This is a genomic window from Streptomyces sp. NPDC090088, assembly GCF_044747345.1.
GTDB lineage: Bacteria > Actinomycetota > Actinomycetes > Streptomycetales > Streptomycetaceae > Streptomyces.
On the sequence record NZ_JBIVDZ010000002.1, the window covers coordinates 559,391 to 578,260 of the forward strand.

Annotated in this window: 16 protein-coding genes; 9 read left to right on the forward strand and 7 right to left on the reverse strand. The window is 70.7% G+C overall.

Going from position 1 to position 18,870, the window contains the following annotated elements:
- The first annotated feature begins 123 nt into the window (after nt 1-123).
- Together ACIPSJ_RS11280 and ACIPSJ_RS11285 are read left to right on the forward strand one after the other, a co-directional pair.
- Nucleotides 124-1,584, forward strand: a complete 1,461-nt coding sequence (locus ACIPSJ_RS11280) for a glycosyltransferase family 29 protein (RefSeq protein WP_359218047.1) — start codon at nt 124-126, stop codon at nt 1,582-1,584.
- Nucleotides 1,581-3,899, forward strand: a complete 2,319-nt coding sequence (locus ACIPSJ_RS11285) for a glycosyltransferase (RefSeq protein ID WP_401345200.1) — start codon at nt 1,581-1,583, stop codon at nt 3,897-3,899. The genes ACIPSJ_RS11280 and ACIPSJ_RS11285 overlap by 4 nt, the downstream gene beginning before the upstream one ends.
- 127 nt (nt 3,900-4,026) lie before the next feature.
- Here the strand turns inward: ACIPSJ_RS11285 and ACIPSJ_RS11290 are convergent, their stop codons facing one another.
- Together ACIPSJ_RS11290 and ACIPSJ_RS11295 are read right to left on the reverse strand one after the other, a co-directional pair.
- The gene (locus tag ACIPSJ_RS11290) at nt 4,027-5,361 is read right to left on the reverse strand and encodes a polysialyltransferase family glycosyltransferase (protein ID WP_355715690.1); all 1,335 of its coding nucleotides are present in this window, start codon (nt 5,359-5,361) and stop codon (nt 4,027-4,029) included.
- Complete coding sequence (locus ACIPSJ_RS11295) at nt 5,358-6,335, reverse strand: glycosyltransferase family 2 protein (RefSeq protein ID WP_355715687.1); 978 nt, start codon at nt 6,333-6,335, stop codon at nt 5,358-5,360. Before ACIPSJ_RS11295 ends, ACIPSJ_RS11290 begins: the two co-directional genes overlap by 4 nt.
- Nucleotides 6,336-6,533: 198 nt before the next feature.
- Between ACIPSJ_RS11295 and ACIPSJ_RS11300 the strand changes: the two genes are divergently transcribed.
- From ACIPSJ_RS11300 to ACIPSJ_RS11315, 4 genes are read left to right on the forward strand one after another with little or no spacing between them, the layout of a single operon-like run.
- The gene (locus tag ACIPSJ_RS11300) at nt 6,534-7,892 is read left to right on the forward strand and encodes a DUF6716 putative glycosyltransferase (RefSeq protein ID WP_359218052.1); all 1,359 of its coding nucleotides are present in this window, start codon (nt 6,534-6,536) and stop codon (nt 7,890-7,892) included.
- 59 nt (nt 7,893-7,951) lie between these two features.
- Nucleotides 7,952-9,202, forward strand: a complete 1,251-nt coding sequence (locus ACIPSJ_RS11305; protein WP_355715682.1) for an acylneuraminate cytidylyltransferase — start codon at nt 7,952-7,954, stop codon at nt 9,200-9,202.
- Nucleotides 9,203-9,217: 15 nt separating this feature from the next.
- The gene (locus ACIPSJ_RS11310; protein WP_355715680.1) at nt 9,218-10,153 is read left to right on the forward strand and encodes an N-acetylneuraminate synthase family protein; all 936 of its coding nucleotides are present in this window, start codon (nt 9,218-9,220) and stop codon (nt 10,151-10,153) included.
- A gap of 35 nt (nt 10,154-10,188) precedes the next feature.
- On the forward strand, nt 10,189-11,334 hold the full coding sequence (locus tag ACIPSJ_RS11315) for a hypothetical protein (RefSeq protein ID WP_359218055.1): 1,146 nt from the start codon (nt 10,189-10,191) through the stop codon (nt 11,332-11,334).
- Nucleotides 11,335-11,369: 35 nt separating this feature from the next.
- Here the strand turns inward: ACIPSJ_RS11315 and ACIPSJ_RS11320 are convergent, their stop codons facing one another.
- Complete coding sequence (locus ACIPSJ_RS11320) at nt 11,370-12,401, reverse strand: aldo/keto reductase (protein WP_401345203.1); 1,032 nt, start codon at nt 12,399-12,401, stop codon at nt 11,370-11,372.
- Between the two features lie 98 nt (nt 12,402-12,499).
- Here ACIPSJ_RS11320 and ACIPSJ_RS11325 point away from each other — a divergent pair, with 98 nt between their 5' ends.
- Entirely contained in the window at nt 12,500-13,390 is an 891-nt protein-coding gene (locus ACIPSJ_RS11325) for an AraC family transcriptional regulator (protein ID WP_359218059.1), read from the forward strand.
- Between the two features lie 32 nt (nt 13,391-13,422).
- Here the strand turns inward: ACIPSJ_RS11325 and ACIPSJ_RS11330 are convergent, their stop codons facing one another.
- Nucleotides 13,423-14,412, reverse strand: a complete 990-nt coding sequence (locus ACIPSJ_RS11330) for an NAD(P)-dependent alcohol dehydrogenase (RefSeq protein ID WP_401346212.1) — start codon at nt 14,410-14,412, stop codon at nt 13,423-13,425.
- A gap of 112 nt (nt 14,413-14,524) precedes the next feature.
- The gene (locus ACIPSJ_RS11335; protein WP_401346214.1) at nt 14,525-15,235 is read right to left on the reverse strand and encodes a TetR/AcrR family transcriptional regulator C-terminal domain-containing protein; all 711 of its coding nucleotides are present in this window, start codon (nt 15,233-15,235) and stop codon (nt 14,525-14,527) included.
- A gap of 128 nt (nt 15,236-15,363) precedes the next feature.
- Between ACIPSJ_RS11335 and ACIPSJ_RS11340 the strand changes: the two genes are divergently transcribed.
- Nucleotides 15,364-15,870, forward strand: coding sequence for a carboxymuconolactone decarboxylase family protein (locus ACIPSJ_RS11340; RefSeq protein ID WP_401345205.1), 507 nt, complete (start codon nt 15,364-15,366; stop codon nt 15,868-15,870).
- Nucleotides 15,871-15,910: 40 nt separating this feature from the next.
- On the opposite strand, the gene ACIPSJ_RS11345 is transcribed toward ACIPSJ_RS11340, so the two are convergent.
- Together ACIPSJ_RS11345 and ACIPSJ_RS11350 are read right to left on the reverse strand one after the other, a co-directional pair.
- Nucleotides 15,911-16,264 (reverse strand): VOC family protein, encoded by a 354-nt coding sequence (locus tag ACIPSJ_RS11345; protein ID WP_401345207.1) that lies wholly within the window; start codon nt 16,262-16,264, stop codon nt 15,911-15,913.
- 139 nt (nt 16,265-16,403) lie between these two features.
- Nucleotides 16,404-17,063: a class I SAM-dependent methyltransferase gene (locus tag ACIPSJ_RS11350; RefSeq protein WP_359218065.1), complete on the reverse strand. Its 660-nt coding sequence runs from the start codon at nt 17,061-17,063 to the stop codon at nt 16,404-16,406.
- 260 nt (nt 17,064-17,323) lie between these two features.
- On the opposite strand from ACIPSJ_RS11350, the gene ACIPSJ_RS11355 reads away from it, so the two are divergent.
- Entirely contained in the window at nt 17,324-18,541 is a 1,218-nt protein-coding gene (locus ACIPSJ_RS11355) for a M20 family metallopeptidase (RefSeq protein WP_359218067.1), read from the forward strand.
- The last annotated feature ends 329 nt before the right edge of the window (nt 18,542-18,870 follow it).

Sequence of the window (18,870 nt, forward strand, 5' to 3'; positions counted from 1 at the left end):
GTAGGGGTTCGTTAACCATATAGTCGTTTTGGCTTCCTAGTTTCTCCATCCATCCCCCCGATGCGGGTCACCCCACCACACACAGCGGTTGCACAAGCTTTGCTTGGCAAAATCAGGAGAGTTATGACGAGGGTCCAGAACAGGCGGGCACCTGCGCGCGGAGGGGAGCTGGACGACTGCCTGCACGCCTGCGCTGTGCACAGCGGCAAAGTGGTCGGCAGCCTCGACCGCCGTCGCGCGGAACTCGCGGAGCAGCTGCGCAAGCTGCTGGTGGTCGTCGCCACGGAAGGCACCACCACTCCCGCGCCCGCCCCGGCCGGCGGTGCGACGGCGCTTCTGAAGCGCGCCGTCAAGGGCGCGGCCAGCCCCTCCGGCGGTATCAACAACGACCTGCTGGACGCTCTGCTCGCGGTCGCCAACAAGGCGCTGGAGTGCGGTTACAACGACGAGCTGAACCTCGCCCTGGTGATCAGCGACACGGTTCTCGCCCAGCGCAAGAACTCCCGCGCCGGCTGGCGGCTGCGCGCCCGCATCCTGGAGGGGCTCGGCGAGGAGCGCGAGGCCATCGAGGCCTACGAGCGCTACCTGGAGCTCACCAAGGACGACGGCTTCGGCGTCGCCAACCGGATATCCGGCCTGCGCCGCGCCGGCGAACGCGAAAGCGAACTCCTCGACCTCCTCAAGCGCCAGGTCCCGGCCGCCGCGGACCACGTCCGGGCGCCCTCCACCGCCACCTGGGCCGAGGGCCTCGCCCTGCAGGCCGTCGGCGACTGGCAGGCCGCCGAGCCCCGCCTGGTCGGCGCGCTGCTCGCCCTCGCCGAGGACGAGGCGCCGGTGAACGACCGGCAGGAGCTGCTCAGCCAGTACCTCGACCTGCGTCTCGCCGAGGGCAACGACGCCGGTGTCACCGAGGCCGTCGCGCTCTACGCCGAGCAGCGCCGCATCCGGATGCGCGGCCCGGTCGGCAACCCGACCGTCGACGGCGTGCAGTGGATCAGCCTCGGCGAGTTCCGCAACCAGATCGCCGGCAAGTCGGTCTGCCTGATCGCCAACTCGGGCCGGGTCGGCGCGAGCGGCATGGGCAAGGAGATCGACAACTACGACCTGGTCGTGCGCTTCAACTCGTACAAGATCGACCCGAAGAACACCGGTGAGCGCACCGACATCCACGTCAGCATCCACAAGCACGCGTTCAACTGGGAGAAGCCGGTGACCACCCGGCTGATCTTCGGTGGCGTCTCGGGCGACTGGAAGCACTCGCTGCGCAACAAGCTGGTCCCCGGCGCGCAGAAGTACCTCGGTGACGAGTCGCTGCGCTGGCCGATGCGGAACATCGGGCAGATCGGCGCCGACGCCTGGTCGGGCATCCCGACCTCCGGCTTCAACATGCTCTGGCTGCTGGACTTCCTGGACGTCAGCCCGACCCTGGACCTGATCGGCTTCGACTTCTACGAGAGCGGCGCGTACCGCGTGCAGGAGGCCATGAAGCTCGCCATCACCTCCGTGCACGAATACACCAGCGAGAAGGACTGGGTCATGCAGCGGGCCCAGAGCGTGACGGACATGAGGATCTCCCTGCGATGACGACCACCTTCACCTCGGCGATACCGAACACCGACGCGACCGCCCTCACCAAGAAGCGCCGGGTCGCCTTCGCGTCCTACGTGGACGAGAACTACCTGCCCGGCTTCCTGGTCCTGCTGCGCAGCCTCGCCCTGTCCAACCCGGGCGTCTGCGAGGACTTCGTCGTGCTCTACGACGACCTGCGCCCGGCCTCCATCGCGAAGATCCGCGCCCTGCACCCGCGCATCGTGCTCCAGCGGGTCAACGACACGCACTACGACTCGTACGTCAAGGGCGACCAGGACAACTACCTGGTCCGCAAGGCGTACTTCATCCTCGACATCTTCCGGCTGCGGGACTACGACACGGTCATCACCCTGGACACCGACATGGTCGTCCTCGGCGGTCTCGGCGAGCTCCTGGAGCTGCGCGAGGGCCTCGCGGCCGTCCCGCAGTTCTTCTACGGGCAGCACAAGCTGAACTCGGGTCTTCTGGTGATCCAGAAGGAGTACCTGTCCGACGAGTTCTGCGCGAAGATCGACAAGACCGGCCGCAGCGGCGACTACGAGCTGGACAAGCACGACCAGGGCATCCTGAACGCCGTCCTGGACGGCGACTTCGTCCGCCTCGACGCCAAGTACAACTTCGTCAAGCGGCGGCTCTCCGGCGACCTCCCGGTCCCCGAGGAGACGAAGATCCTGCACTTCACCGGGCGTCACAAGCCCTGGCAGGGCGGCGAGTCCGGCTACGCGCAGGCCGAGGACCGCTGGCGCGAGTTCGAGATGACGGACGCCGAGTTCCACGCGGCCTACTTCGCCTCCTCCGGCGGCCTCCACCACGACCTGGTCGTCCACTACGGCACCCCGCACGTCAAGCGCACCGGTGACGTCGAGATCGCCCGCAAGGTGGCCGCCGCGCACATCTCGGCCGGCGACTACCAGGACGCCGTGGACGTCATGAGCAGCGTCCACATCCCGTTGGACGAGGCCTGGCCGCACGAGGTCCTCGGGCACGCCCTGATGAGCGTCTCCCGCTACGACGAGGCCAAGACCCAGCTGCTGCTCGCCAGCGCCGCCCCCAACCGGGCCGCCACCGCCTTCTCCAGGCTCGCCCAGATCGCCTGGGTGCACGGCGACAACACCGAGGCCCTGCGGTACGCCACGGCCGGCCTCACCGTCGACCCGACCCACCGCTCCAGCCGCCTGTGGGCCCAGCGCGCGGCCGCCGTCCCCTCCCAGGAGCAGGGCAGCGCCGAGGACCAGCTGGCGCACGTCGCGTTCTACATGGACCGGCAGGGCAACGCGGGCGACAAGCTGCTCCCGGAGACCGTCCGGCTCGGCTTCGGCCCGGACACCACCTCCCGGCGCTGGCACTCCGTGCACGCCCACCGCTACTTCGACCAGGCCGCCGTGGAGCGGGTCAACGCCCGCCGGGGTCTGGTCATCGGCGGCGGCGGCCTGTTCATCCCGGACACCATGCCCAACGGCAACAGCGCCTGGCAGTGGAACGTCCCGGACGAGCACCTGCGCGCCATCGACGTCCCGATCATGATCTACGCCGTCGGCTTCAACGCCTTCGACGGCCAGTCCTACCGGGCCCAGCGCTTCAACCAGAGCCTGCGCCTGCTCGTCGAGAAGTCCTCCTTCTTCGGCCTGCGCAACCACGGCTCCATCGCCAAGGTCCGCGGCATGCTCCCGCCGGAGCTCCAGGACAAGGTCGTCTTCCAGCCCTGCCCCACCACGGTCATGCGCCAGCTGGTGGCCGGTTGGACCGACCCGCTGTACCGCGAGGACACGGTCATGCTCAACGCGGCCTACGACCGCGCGGGGCTGCGCTTCGGCCACGACTACGCGCACTTCCTCGCCGAGATGGCCAAGGCCGTCCGCAAGATCGGCGAGCACACCGAGGTCAAGTGCGTCGCGCACTCCCTCGACGACGAGAAGATCGCCTTCGACCTGCGCCGCGAGCACGGCATCTCGCTCCCGGTCATCCCGATGTACGACTTCTCCAACGACGAGATCCGCGAGACGTACGCCAAGACCCGCCTGGTCATCGGCATGCGCGGGCACGCCGGCATGATCCCGTTCGGTGTCGGCACGCCCATCATCTCGCTCATCTCGCACCCGAAGATGGCGTACTTCCTCAACGACATCGAGCGGCCCGAGTGGGGCGTCTCGGTCCACGAGAAGAACCTCGGCGACATCCTCACCGAGCGCGCCGTCGGCATCCTCGACAACCACAGCCGTACCGTCGCCGACGTGCACGACCGGCAGGAACAGCTCTGGAAGGTCACCGAGGACAACCGCGCCACGATCAGGAAGATCCTGGGCCGCTAAACCCCGAAGGGGCGGGCCCGGAGATCCGGACCCGCCCCTTCGAGAAGCGGTTGGACAGCGCCCCGTAAGGGGCGCGGGGAGCTGCGCGACCAGCCCCAACGGCGCCGCAGCCGACAAACTGCGGAACTTACCGGCGAACAACCCGCCGCAGGTTCCGCGCCTTGCGCGCCATCCGCCGCACCGTCGCGTTCCGCAGCGGGAACGACAACTGCGACGGCACCCCACCAGGCAGCCCCAGCGAGGTCAGCCGCTTCCGCTTGAAGTACCGGATGGTCGTGTCGTTCAGATGCTTCGTCAGATACCGCTCGGTCTCCGCCCGCAGCTGCGGATGGATCCTCGGCTGCATCGCGAACCCCACCGCCCGGATCAGCTCACCGAGCGCCTCGACGCTCATCCGCGGCCGCTGCTGCTCGACCGCCTTGCGGTCGGTGAGCTCGGGGATCAGCGCGTCGACGACGGTGACCGGGACCCGGTTGCTGTTCTCGTACGGGGTGAGCTTGTCCAGCAGGGTGTCGGTGCCGACACAGGCGGTCGGCAGCCCGTACAGGGCGGACGCGGTGAGCAGCGCGGTGGAGAAGCAGCCGACGACCAGGGCGGGACGCATCCGCTGGTAGAGCACCTCGGCGAGGACGGTGGTGTCCAGGACGGTGAGGTCGACCTTGAGCTTCTCGGCCTCCTGCTCCAGGGTCCGGGCGAAGCGGGCCGGGGCGGAGGGGTGCGGCTTGAACACGACCTTGGTGTGGCCGAGTTCGACGGCGCCCTTGAGCATCCGTACGTGCAGGTTCTCCTCCTGCTCGGCGGAGAGGATGCCGAGCGCGGAGAGGTACTGGCCGAGCAGCAGGGCCGGTTCGTCGATCTCGGGCAACTCGTCGCCGCTGGGCGCGAGTTCGGCGAGCACCTTGGTGAACGCGGCGGTCGGTACGACCTCGCCGTCGACACCGAACTCGGTGAGCAGCATGGGCTTGAGGCCCGGCACCAGGTCGAGGTGGAGGACCCGGTCGACGCGGGTGCCGACCAGCGGGTCGATCTTGTTGCGGGTCGGGCCGTAGCTCATCAGGCCGTCGGCGTAGACCGTGACCGGGGCGCCGGAGAACATCTGGGTGAGGCTCTGCGAGGGGTTGACCTGGATCGACTCGACGGCGAACTCGATGTCGTCGTCGCCCAGCTGCCACTCGTGGCGCAGGAAGCGTTCCCACAGCGGGAAGTCCTCCGGCCGGGGGGCCCAGCCGCCGGGGTGGAACGGGAAGATCGTCTCGTTGTACGAGATCACGTCGTCGAAGCGGTCGCGCAGCCGCTCGAAGCCGGGCGCCTCGTCCAGGCCCGGGGTGGTCTCGGGGGTCGCCGCGTTGTTGCAGACCAGCAGGATGCGCCGGTCGGCCGGGCGGAAGGCGCCGGAGTCCAGGGCGGCGGCGAGGGTGGCCGTGCCGTAGAGCGTGGACGCCTGGAAGATCTGGGTGGTCACGCGGCGGCTCCCGCGGGGGCGGGACGGCGGCGCAGCCGGCGCAGCTTGGTGGCGCGCTGGAGGTCCATGGAGTCCAGCGCGTCGTCCAGCACGTCCTGCGGCATGCGCCGCAGTGCCGCGGCACTCATTGATTTCAGCTTCTTCGCCACCGCGGGCTCGAACCTTTCGATGGATCCCAGGTGATGGGAAATGATGGCGCAATACGTGCGGACGGCCTTCGGCAGGAGCTCCTTCGCGTCGGCGTCCTGTGCGGTTTCCTCGATCACCTGGTCGAACGCGCGAATGAAATCGAGCTGACGGACATCCCCGATCTGCGTGAGTGACGAGGCTACGCCACGCCGATAGAAGACGCCGAGCAGGTTCACCGCGGCGAAGGACTCGGCCTCCCGGTGCAGCTTCCAGATCCACGGCCGGTCCTCGGCCGTCCGAAGGCCGTCCGTGAAATGCACGAGGCCCTTGTCCACCAGACGGCGGTGATAGACCCCCGCCCACGCGTAGGCGTAGTCGACGGAGGTGGTCCGGTCGGTCGGCAGGATCGCGTCCCGCGGGTTGAGCACGACGCCGCGGCGGCCGACCGGCACCCGGTGCACGGTGCGGGCCCGGGCGGTGCACTGCACATGGTCGGTGCGCACGAAGTCGCAGCCCAGCGACTCGATGGCACCCACCAGCTGGGGGTAGTAACCCGGCGCGAGCCAGTCGTCGCCGTCCAGGAAGGTGACGTACTCACCGCGCGCTTTGTCGATGCCGGTGTTGCGCGCGGTGGCCAGCCCTCCGTTCTTCTCGTGTCTGACATGGACGGCGCCAGGGAGCTCGCGCTCGGCTCGCGCGAGAATCTCTGGTGTCCCGTCGGTCGAGCAGTCGTCGACGAGAATGAATTCGAAGTCCTCACGCGCGTTCGCGCGCAGGCTCCTCAGGGTGTCGGGCGCGTATTGCTGCACGTTGTAGAACGGCACGATGACGGAGAGCTTGACCACGTGGGGGACGTTAGAGGAGCCTCCGTCGCGCGTCTTGACCGGCGCCTTGATACCAGGTGAACGACATGTGGCGAAGTCATGAACCAGGACTTTTTGATTGGTAATCCTGGGCTGATTCGCCGTCCGGAGATGTGTTGTTAACCTTTTGTTGGATTCGGGTTGGGGAGATCCTCGGAATGGCTTCCTAGCGTCTGAGACGTGCCAGCAAGTGCAACGAAGTCTCTGCGGGTGGCCGTCCTGGCGGATTCCGACACTCGGTGGAAGTGGGGGGCGCTCACCGCGAAGCGCCTGATCCCCAACGAAAGCGACAGATCGGACATCCGGCTCGACGGTTTCCTCCTGCGGGGCCGTGCCACCCCCACCGCCCGTCAGCTCCAGGAGGTCGGCGTCCACGCGGACTCGCTCCGCGAGGTGACCGCCGTCGAGTTCCTGCGTGCCATGGAAGCCGGCCCCTCGGGCACGGAAGCCGCCCCCGACGGCGCGGAGTCGTACGACATCCTCGTGCTCTCCCTCGTCGGCGGCGGGGTCCAGGCCATGCTGCACGGGCTGCGCAGCGCCTTCGCCGGCCGGGAGAAGCGGCCCGTCGTCGTCACCGGCTATGTCGGCGTCGTCTACGAGAAGCTCGCCGACGGCCTGCTGCTGCGGCACGGCGCGGACCTGGTCCTCGCCAACTCCCGCCAGGACGCGGACCGTTTCCGCGAGGTGTACGACGGGGTGGGCGCCGACTCCTCGGCGGTCACCGAGGTCGCGCTGCCCTTCCTCGGCGGGGAGCCGTACGAAGGTGAACACGACCCCTACACCGTGGTGTTCGCGGCCCAGCCCTCGGTGCCGGAGAGCCGCAAGGACCGTACGTACCTGCTCGACCGGCTGATCCGGCACGCCCGGCAGCACCCCGAGCGCGAGGTGCTGCTCAAGCTGCGCTCCAAGCCCGGCGAGCACACCACCCACATCGAGGAACTGCCGTACCAGAAGCTGGTCCAGGGCAAGGACGTGCCCGCCAACTTCAAGCTCGTGTACGGGCACATGGGCGAGGTCCTCGACCGCACCGACCTCCTGGTCACCATGAGCTCGACGGCCGCCCTGGAGTCGCTGCACCGGCGGATCCCGACCGTGGTCCTCACCGACCTCGGCATCCGCGAGGGGCTCGGCAACCACCACTTCGTCGGCTCCGGCTGCCTCGCCTCCTGGGACCGGCTCGACGCCGGACACCGCCCGGTGCCCGACGCCGAGTGGGTCTCACGGCAGGGCGTCGCGGCCGACGGCACGTACGCCACCGCCTTCGACGCGGGCCGCGAGCGGATCGCCAAGCTGCTCGCCCGGCCCGGCGGGCTGCCGCCCCTGAACCCGTACTACACACCCGAGACCGCGTCCGGCTATCTGCCCGGCATCCTGGCCCGCCACCACCTCGGCCCCGACGGCGTACCGCTCCCCGGTGCGCCCGCCGCCGACAAGGCCCCGGGACCCGTCCGCCAGATCGTGCGCCGGGCCGCGCGCGGCGCCTACCGCCACGGCGTCCAGCGGGTGGCCCCCGTGATCCGACGAATGGGAGAGCTGTGAGCGACCGGATCCCGAACCAGGCGTCCTCGGCGCATGACGGACCTGAAGGAACAGAGCCGATGTCCCACCCCGAAGGGGCCGTACTGCCCCGCGTCCTCGCCGTGATCCCCGCCCGGGGCGGCTCCAAGGGCGTCCCCGCGAAGAACCTCGCCCCGGTCGGCGGCGTCCCGCTGGTCGCCCGCGCGGTCCGCGAGTGCGTCGCCTCCCGCCTGGTCACCGACGTGGTCGTCTCCACCGACGACCAGGCGATCGCCGCGGCCGCCCGCTCGGCCGGCGCCGAGGTCGTGCTGCGTCCGGCCGCCATCGCCGGTGACACCGCCACCTCCGAGGCCGCCGTCCTGCACGCCATGGACGCCCACGAGGCGCTGCACGGCGCCACCGTCGACGTCGTCCTGCTCGTGCAGTGCACCAGCCCGTTCATCGTCCGCGAGGACATCGACGGAGTGGTCGGCGCGATCGTCGAGAACGGCGCCGACACGGCCCTGACCGTCGCCCCCTTCCACGGTTTCGTCTGGCGCGACGAGGTGCACGCCCCGGTGCCGGTCGGCGCCGACGAGGCGTCCGCCAGCGGCGGCTTCGGCGTCAACCACGACAAGTCGTTCCGCCCGCGCCGGCAGGACCGCCCCCAGGACTTCCTGGAGACCGGCGCCGCCTACGCGATGCGCGCCGACGGCTTCCGCGAGCACCAGCACCGCTTCTTCGGCCACACCGAACTGGTGCGGACCGACCCCGCGCGCGTACTGGAGATCGACGACCACCACGAGCTCGCGCGCGCCCGCGCCCTGGCCCCGCTCTTCGACGCGGACCGCCCCGGCGCCCTCCCGACCGCCGACGACGTCGACGCGGTCGTACTGGACTTCGACGGCACCCAGACCGACGACCGGGTGCTGATCGACGCCGATGGAAAGGAGTTCGTCTCCGTGCACCGCGGCGACGGACTCGGCATCGCCGCCCTGCGCAAGAGCGGGCTGAAGATGCTGATCCTCTCCACGGAGCAGAACCCGGTCGTCGCCGCCCGGGCCCGGAAGCTACAGATTCCGGTCCTGCACGGCATCGACCGCAAGGACCTCGCACTCAAGCAGTGGTGCGAGGAGCAGGGCATCGCTCCCGAGCGCGTGCTCTACGTCGGAAACGACGTCAATGACCTCCCGTGCTTCGCCGTAGCCGGCTGGCCCGTGGCGGTCGCGAGCGCCCACGACGTCGTACGCGGCGCCGCACGCGCGGTCACCACCCTCCCCGGCGGTGACGGCGCGATCCGAGAGATCGCCAGCTGGATCCTCGGCCCCTCTCTCGATTCCCTCCCGAAGTAAGGACACCCCACAGTCATGAGCAACTCCCGTCTGCGCCAGTTCGGTTCCCGTGAGGTCGGCCCCGGCAAGCCCGTCTACATCTGCGGCGAGATCGGCATCAACCACAACGGTGAGCTGGAGAACGCCTTCAAGCTGATCGACGTCGCCGCCGAGGCCGGCTGTGACGCGGTCAAGTTCCAGAAGCGCACCCCGGAGATCTGCACCCCGCGCGACCAGTGGGACATCGAGCGCGACACCCCCTGGGGCCGCATGACCTACATCGACTACCGCCACCGCGTGGAGTTCGGTGAGGACGAGTACCGCCAGATCGACGAGTACTGCAAGAGCAAGAACATCGCCTGGTTCGCCTCCCCGTGGGACACCGAGGCCGTCGCCTTCCTGGAGAAGTTCGACGTCCCCGCCCACAAGGTCGCCTCCGCCTCCCTCACGGACGACGAGCTGCTGAAGGCGCTGCGCGCCACCGGCCGTGCGGTCATCCTCTCCACCGGCATGTCGACCCCGAAGCAGATCCGCCACGCGGTCGAGGTCCTCGGCTCGGACAACATCCTCATGTGCCACGCCACCTCCACCTACCCGGCGAAGGCCGACGAGCTGAACCTCCGCGTGATCAACACGCTGGAGAAGGAGTACCCGAACGTGCCGATCGGCTACTCCGGCCACGAGACGGGCCTCCAGACCACCCTCGCCGCGGTCGCGCTCGGCGCCACCTTCGTCGAGCGTCACATCACCCTCGACCGTGCCATGTGGGGCTCCGACCAGGCCGCCTCGGTCGAGCCGCAGGGCCTGACCCGCCTGGTCCGCGACATCCGCATCATCTCCGAGTCCCTCGGCGACGGCGTCAAGAAGGTCTACGACTCCGAGCTCGGCCCGATGAAGAAGCTGCGCCGCGTCACCGGTGTCGTCGCCGAGGCGGAGATCGCCGCGGCCGCCGGCGAGCCGGTCCAGGTCTGATCCTTTTGTTACGACGACGGGACGGTCGTACGTCGATGAGCCCCCGCGCCGGGAACACCGGCCCCCCCACACTCGCGTTCGTCGAGAGTCCGGTGCAGCTGCTGAACGTGCTGGAGTGGGCGCATGTCCACGCCCTGCGCGGGGCGGCGGAGCCGGTGCCGACGGTGCCTGCCCAGGCCCGTCGCGCATCGGCCGCCATATCGGCGGCGGCACCCGGCGCGGAACTCACGATCGTCGTCCTGGCCCCGACGGACCCGATGACCCGGGGTCAGCTGCGCCGTATGGCGGACCTGGCCCGTGACGAGGGCTACCGGGTCCGCTGGGAGGAAGCACGGGGCGGCACCACCGCCCCCTTCCAGACGATCGGCGGCCTGGCGGGTTCCCTCCGCCGGGCCGACCGGATCGTCATGGGGGACCCGTTCTCCCGCTACGTACAACTGCTCCTGACCATCACCCGCGCCCATGACCTGGTCGTCGTCGACGACGGCACGGCCACGATGGAGTTCGTCGCCCAACTGGCGCGCGGCGAACGCCTGGTGCGCTGGCACCGCAAGGGCGGCAGACCCGGCGCCCGGGACCTGCTGTTCGCCCCGGTGTCCTCCTCGGCCCGCCGCCGCCTCACCCCCAGCGACCGCCGCCGGGTGGAGGTCTTCTCCTCCATGCCGATGACGGAGACGCCGGCCGGGGTGACGGTCACCGCGAACGACTTCGGCTGGACCCGGGCCCGCTTCGGCCCGCCGCGCATCACCAAGGGCGCCGACATGGTCGGCACCTCGCTGGTGGAGACCGGCGTCGTGGACGGCGACCGCTACCTGGAGGCCGTCCAGACCCTGGCGAAGGCGCACGGCGCGACCCGCTACTTCGCGCACCGCCGCGAGAGCACCGAGAAGCTGCACCGCCTCGCGGCCGAGACCGGCCTGGAGATAGTCCGCCCGGACCTCCCCCTGGAGCTGATCGCCCGCAGGGGCCCCATCGGCCGGACGATCCTGAGCTTCCCGTCGACGGTCGTGCACACCCTGCCGCTCGCCCTGGTCGGTACGGGCGTCCGCGTCGCCGTCTGCGACATCGACCCGGCCTGGCTGACGGAGAACGCGTCCCCCCGGGCGCAGGGCTTCCTCTCCGGCGTCACCGGCACGGCGAAGGACGTGCACCGGCTGGCGGCGGTGACGAGCCCGGCGTAGGGCACCGGGGGCGCGGCACCCGCCGGACCCCCGGACTACTGCCAGGTGGGCATGACCCCCGCCGGGTAGCGGGAGCCGGCCGCCCCGTGCGGGAGGATCTCCTGGACGCGCGCCAGATCTTCGGGCGTGAGGGTGACGTGCGCCGCGGCCACGTTCTCCGCCAGCCGCCGCGGGCTCCGCGTGCCCGGGATCGGCACGATGTCGTCGCCCTGCGCCAGCAGCCAGGCCAGCGCGAGCTGGGTGACCGTGCGGCCCTTGCTCTCCGCGAGGGCGGTCAGCTCGCGCACCGCGGCGACGTTCCGCTCGTAGTTGCCGGGCTTCCAGCGCTCGTCCATGGTGTGCCGCATGTCGCCCGCCTCGTACTCGGCGGCGGGCTTGACCGCTCCGGTGAGGAAGCCGCGCCCCAGCGGGGAGTACGGCACGAAGCCGATGCCCAGCTCCCGGAGCACCGGCAGGATCTCGGCCTCCACGGCCCGCTCGAACACCGAGTACTCGGTCTGGAGCACCGACACCGGGTGCACGGCGTGCGCCCGGCGGATCGTCTCCGGCCCGGCCTCGCTCAGCCCGAGGAACCGGACCTTGCCTTCGGCGATCAGCTCGCCGACCGTACCCGCCACCTCCTCGATGGGGACGCCGGGGTCGACGCGGTGCTGGTACAGCACGTCGATCCGGTCCGTGCCCAGGTACCGCAGGCTGTTCTCGGTGACCTCGCGGATGTGCTCGGGACGGCTGTCCAGGGAGTGGCCGATCCGCGTCGGGTCGGACAGGTCGAAGCCGAACTTGGTCGCGATCAGGATCTCGTCCCGGAAGCCCTTCACGGCCCGCCCGAGGAGCTGCTCGTTGCTGCCGGTGCCCAGGCCGTACAGCTCGGCCGTGTCGAAGAGGGTGACCCCGAGCTCATGGGCCCGGTGCAGGGTGTCGAGGCTGCTCCGCTCGTCCGGGGTGCCGTAGGCCATCGTCATGCCCATGGTGCCGAGACCGATCGCGCCGGCCGCGAGGCCCTGCCCGCCGAGGGTGCGCCGCGGAAGGCGGGTGGGCTGCGGAAGATGTGTGCTGTGCTCTGCCATGCCGTCAACGCTAGGCACGCGGACCCCGGCGGTCATGGGCCGCCGCTCGCATAGAATTGCCTGATCCTCTCAGGGATCCTTCAGGGACGGAGCGCACTGTGCTGGACCGACTCGTCGCGGCCGTCGACCGGCACTGCGTGACACCGGGCACGGACACCGCCGTACCCCGGCTCTCCCTGGCCTCCGTCGACGAGCCGGTCGAGCCCGCCCATCTGCTCTACGAACCGATGATCTGCTTCGTCGCCGCCGGCACGAAACGCACCACCGCGGGGGAGCTGATCCGGGTCGCCCGCCCCGGCGAGATGCTCCTCACCACCATCGACCTGCCGGTCACCGCCGACCTGGAGCAGGTGCCGTACCGGTCCGCGTCCCTGCACCTCGACGGCGAGCCGCTCACCGAACTGCTGCTGGAGCTGGCCGACGCGCCCGCGGCGGCCACCCCGTCGGCCGCCCCCGCGCAGGTCGCCGCCCCGATGTCCCCCGAACTCGCCGACGCGGTCACCCGCTGGGTCGAACTCCTCGACACCCCCGAGGACATCCGCCCGCTCGCCGCCCGCGTCGAGAGCGAGATCCTCTACCGGCTGCTGCGCAGCTCCCTCGGCCCCGTCCTGCGCCAGTGGTCGCTGGCCGACTCCACCGCGACCCGGGTGCGCGAGGTGGCGCGCTGGATCCGCGCCCGCTACACGGAGCCGCTCAGCATCGACGAGATCGCGGCGGTGGCGCACATGAGCCCGGCCGGCCTGCACCGGCACTTCAAGGCGGCCACCGGCATGAGCCCGCTCCGCTACCAGAAGCACCTGCGCCTCCAGGAGGCCCGGCGCCGCCTCATCGCCGGTGACGCGTCGGCGGCCCAGATCGCCCAGGCCGTCGGCTACGTCAGCCCCACCCAGTTCAACCGCGAGTACCGCACCGCCTACGGCCTTCCACCCGCCCAGGACGCCGCCCGCCTGCGGGCCCGCATCACCCGCACGGTGACCAGCGGGCTGTGACCGCGACGTCCCCGTAGTCCGGCTCGCCCGGATCAGGCGACGGTGATCACGGTCTTGCCGCGGGCGTGGCCCTGCTCGACGTGGCGGACGCCCGCGGCCGTGTCGGCCAGCGGGTACGTGCGGTCGACGACCGGGGTGAGCCGGCCGGCCTCGACCAGTGCGGTCACGTCGAGCAGTTCCTGGTGGACCGGCCCGTCCGGCACCGAGGGAAGGAGCGGCCGCAGCCGCTGCCGGACGAACGGGTCGGCCGCGACGACCCGCAGCAGCGAGCCCAGCACGCCGAGGACATGGCCGGGCGAACCGCCGCCGTTGGCCACCAGCGTCCCGGCCGGCGTGAGCGCCCGGCGCAGGTGCCGCAGCGGTCGGCCGCCCACGTTGTCGAGGATCACGTCGTAGCGCTCGCCCCGGCCGGTGAAGTCCTCACGGGTGTAGTCGACGACATGCGCGGCGCCGAGCGAGCGCACCAGCTCGACGTTCCCGGTGCCGCACACCCCGGTGACCTCCGCCCCCGAGGCCACGGCGATCTGCACGGCGAAGGTGCCGATGCCGCCCCCGGCCCCGTTCACCAGCACCCGCTGACCCGCCGTCAACCCGCCCACGGTGCGCAGGCCGCGCAGGGCGGTCACCGCCGCCATCGGCACGGCCGCGGCCTCCTCGAAGGTGAGCCCGGCGGGCTTCGGCACCAGCAGGCCGGCGGTGGTGCACGCGTACTCGGCGAAGGCGCCGGGACAGAAGCCCAGCACCTCGTCGCCGACCCGCGGCCCGCCGGCGCCGGCGCCGACCGCCACCACCTCGCCGGCCGCGTCGATCCCGGCCACCCGCGACTTCGGCCGCCGCAGCCCCACACCGCCCATCAGCCGCGCCACGTACGGGTCCCCGCGCAGCATGTGCCAGTCGTACGGATTGACGGCCGCGGCCCGCACCCGCACCACCACCTGCCCGTGCCCGGCCTCCGGCCGTTCGACCTCCGCCATCCGCAGCACGTCCGGCGGCCCGAACCGCTCCTGCACGATCGCCTTCATCGTCATCGGAAACTCCCCCTGCCGCGAGGTGTACGGCGTACACCCACTTGAGGGGAAGGTAGGTGTACGTCGTACACCCGTCAAGGGACCGGGGGCGAGGTTCAACCGGCGCTCAGGAGGCGTTCAGCAGCCGCTCAAGGCCGTCCAGCGTCAGGTCCAGGGCGAACTCGAACTCGAACTGGTCGTCGCAGCCGGACCCGACGACGGACTCCGGGTCGTGGGCGACCGCCATGGCCAGCTCGGCGAGGTGGGGGAAGCGCGCCGCCATCTCCTCGGGCGCGAGCGTCTCCGTATCGCCGTCCGCCGGGCGGCCGGAGCCGTTGTCCACGAACAGCTCCTGGGAGAAACCCAGCAGCCGGCTGCCCATCACATGCAGGGCGTGATGGACCAGGCCGATCGGGAACCCCCCGGACCGGAAGACCCCGATCATCGAGTCGAGGTACTCCAGGAGGGCCGGGGTCGGGGCGGCCCGCGTCTTCATCCGCGCCTCGATGACCTCGGGCGCCCACGGGTGGCGCAGCAGCATCCGCCGGGCCGACAGCACCCGGCGCCGTACGGCCGCCTTCCAGCCGATCCCCTCGACCGGCGGGTCGATCTCGTCGACCAGGACGTCGATCATGCCGTCCAGCAGCTCGTTCTTGTTGGCCACGTGCTTGTACAGCGCCATGGGTACGACACCGAGCGCCTGCGCGATCCTGCGCATGCTGAGCGCGTCGACCCCGCCCTCGTCCGCGAGGGCGACGGCGGCGCTCAGTACCCGGGTCCGGTTCAGGGGCACCCGAGCCCGGGCGACGGCACCGGCCTGCGTCGCGATCTCGACCAACCCCTCTCGCCAGCCGCTGGCTGCCTGCCCGACGAATCTACAGGCGTCGTCGAACACGCCGGTCACATTCGCCCGCCGAGCTCCGTCAGTGCAGTGACAGCGACACGGGAACGACAAAGGAGACGACGATGGCAACGCGTTCGATCACGGCAGAGGTCCCGACCGGTCCGCGGATGTCCGAGGACCCCGCCCGGCTCGTCCCCGAACTGGCGGAGGTGTCGGCGGCACTGTTCAGGGCCGCCGGCAACGGTTCGGTACCGCGCCCCACGATCAGCCTGGTCCAGCTGCGGGCCGGACAGATCGTCGGCAGCACGTACCTGACCGTTCTGCACACGGGTTTCCTGCGCAAGGCCGGGGAGTCGGAGGAGCGGATCACCTCCGTCGCCTCCTGGCAGGACGCGCCGTACTTCACGGCTCCGGAGCGCGCCGCCCTGGCCCTCGTGGAAGCGGTGCTGCAGCCCTCGGCCGACGGCGAACGCGTCTCCGACGACCTGTACGCCCAGGCCGCCGAGCACTACGAACCGAAGGCCCTCGCCACCCTCATGTTCGTCATCGGGCAGGTCAACTTCTTCATCCCGATCGCCCTGATCGCCAAGCCGGCCCCGGGCCGCTCCTTCAACGCACCGTGGAACTGAACCGGCCCGGCACCCGGTAGGAACCCCGGGCGGGACGCGCTCAGACGGGCTGCCACAGTTCGACGCGGTTGCCCTCCGGATCGGTGACCCAGCCGAAGCGGCCGACGCCGTCCATCTCCTGGGTCTCCGCGGCCACGTCCGCGCCCCGGGCGCGCAGCTGCGCGAGCATCGCGTCCAGGTCGCGGACCCGGAAGTTGAGCATGGTCTGCTGGGTGCGGGCGCCGAAGTAGTCGGTCCCCGACTCGAACGTCGCGAACACCGTGGGCCCGGTCTCCTGCTGCCACACCCCGTGCTCGCCGACGTCCATGCCCAGACAGTCGCGGTACCACGCGCCCAGCGCCGCCGGGTCGCCGGCCCTCATGAAGTAGCCACCGATTCCAAGCACACGTTCCATACGGCCATCCTGCCAGGGCGGCGACGGGGCGGTCCGCTTCGGCGAGCCGCTCCAGTGGCGAGGCGAGCCCCTTCACGAGCCCCTTCAGTGGCGAGGCGAGCCCTTTCAGAGCGTCCACCCTCCGTCCGGCGGTGCCCGGTCAGCCCGGCTTGCGGGCCAGGACGAAGGCGCGGGGCCACTTCTCGGACTCGACCGGTTCGCGGATGAGGGTGGCGGCCACGTCCAGGCCGGCCTTGGCGAGCATGTCGCCGACGGCGTACGCGGGGCGCCAGTGGTAGTGCAGGTCGATCTCGTGGCCGAAGCGCTCGGTGAGGTGGAGGCCGGGGGTCTCGCCCTTCTGGAAGGCGAGCAGGACATGGCCGCCGGGGACCAGCGCGCGGTGGAAACCGGCGAAGGTCGCCGGGAGGTGGGCGTCGGGGATGTGGATGATGGAGTAGAGGGCGAGGATGCCGCCGAGGGTCGCGTCCGGGAGGTCCAGGGACGTCATCGAACCGCGGTGGAAGCGCAGGCCGGGATGGGCCTCGCGGGCCAGGGCGACCATCGCGGGGGAGAGGTCGATACCGAAGGCCGGGACGCCCAGGTCGTCGTTCAGGTGGGCGGTGATGTGGCCGGGGCCGCTGCCCAGGTCGGCCACGGGGGCGGTGCCGTTCGCCTTCACCAGCGCGGTGAAGGCGGCGATCATCGACATGTCCACCGGGCGCTCGGGGAGGCCGGGGAAGGCGGCGGTGTAGTCCTTGGCGATCATGTCGTAGGACGTACGGGTGGTCTCTATGAAATCGGTGGTGTCCGAGTCCGTCACGGTCGCGCACGCTACCGGTCGGACGGGGGCCGCGTGGCGAAGTCGCCGTTCCGTTCCGGTCCTGTTTCGGTGGGTGGACAGGACGGGCGGGATCGTAGTGAGGCGTGGTATCCGTGGAAGAGGAAGCATAGGTTTTACCCAGCCACGTCCGGGGTCATGCCTCCGCGGTCAGATTTTCTTCCCCTAACGGGCTGAACTTTTGTTGATCTCGGGTCAGTTGACCCTCCGGGCGTCCTACCCTTCAGAGGGTGAACCAATTGATGTCCCTAGAGTCCGAGGCCGACCTCCCCGGGGATGTGCTCCCCGGCGTGCTCAGCGAGGAGCTGCACGCCGAACTCGTAGCCTTCCGGCGCGACTTGCACATGCACCCCGAGCTCGGCAACCAGGAGTTCCGCACGACGGCCGCGATCAAGGAACGGCTGGAGCAGGCCGGCCTCCGGCCCCGCGTCCTCTCCCTCGGAACCGGGCTCATCTGTGACATCGGGCCGGTGGGGGACGGGCTGCCCGTGCTCGCCCTGCGGGCCGACATCGACGCCCTGCCCATCCCGGACATGAAGACCGAGTGCTCCTACCGGTCCACCGTCCCGGACCGGGCCCACGCCTGCGGGCACGACGTGCACACGGCGGTGGTGCTGGGTGCCGGGCTCGTCCTCGCCGACCTGCACCGCCGGGGCCTGCTGCCGCGGCCCGTGCGGCTGCTCTTCCAGCCCGCCGAGGAGGTGCTGCCCGGCGGTGCCGCCGACGCCATCGAGGCCGGGGTGCTGGACGGGGTGGGGCGGATCATCGCCGTGCACTGCGACCCCAGGGTGGACGTGGGGCGGATCGGGCTGCGGACCGGCGCCATCACCAGCGCCTGCGACCGGATCGAGGTGGCGCTGGACGGCCCCGGCGGGCACACCGCCCGGCCGCATCTGACCACCGACCTGGTCACCGCCGCCGCCCGGGTCGCGGTCGACGTGCCGGCGGTCATCGGGCGGCGCGTGGACAGCCGTAGCGGACTCGCCCTGACCTGGGGACGGATCGAGTCCGGGCACGCCCCGAACGTGATCCCGCAGCACGCCGAGCTGTCCGGGACCGTGCGCTGCCTGGACCTGGAGGCCTGGCGGCAGGCGCCGGACGTGGTGCACGCCGCGATCGACGAGGTCGCCACCCTGCACCGGGCCAAGTCGGAGATCACCTACGTGCGCGGGGTGCCGCCGGTCGTCAACGACCCGGTGATCACCGAACTGCTGCGGGACGCGATGACCGCCCGGCGCGGGAGCGACTCCGTCGAGAGCACCGAGCAGAGCCTCGGCGGGGAGGACTTCTCCTGGTACCTGGAGCACGTGCCGGGCGCGCTGGCACGGCTCGGGGTGCGCACCCCGGGGGAGCGGACGGTACGGGACCTGCACCAGGGCGACTTCGACGCCGACGAGCGGGCCATCACCGTGGGCGTCGAGCTGTTCACGGCCGCCGCTCTGATCGACGCGACCAGGTAGTCGTATCGACGATCGTCGGATCAGACGGCGGGAGAAACGGTCAGCTTGCCTGCCGCTTCTCCATGGATTCTCCCCAGGGGGCGAAGGGCGCCCGAACGGTGCCCCTTCGCCCCCTTGTGTCACCCCGTCGTAACCGGCGATCTCCGGTTGTAACCCGGAGTCGGCACGGTTCGATAACGGCCCGGAGAAACCCCGTTCCCCTCCGCTTCTACGCGCGTTACTGTGCGCCGAAATCGCCACCGCGGGTGGCCGGTTGGGGAAGCGGGCCGGTGACGGTGCCGTGGGGACGAAGGGGTGCTTGCTGTGCGTCATATCTCGGGTCGGAGGAC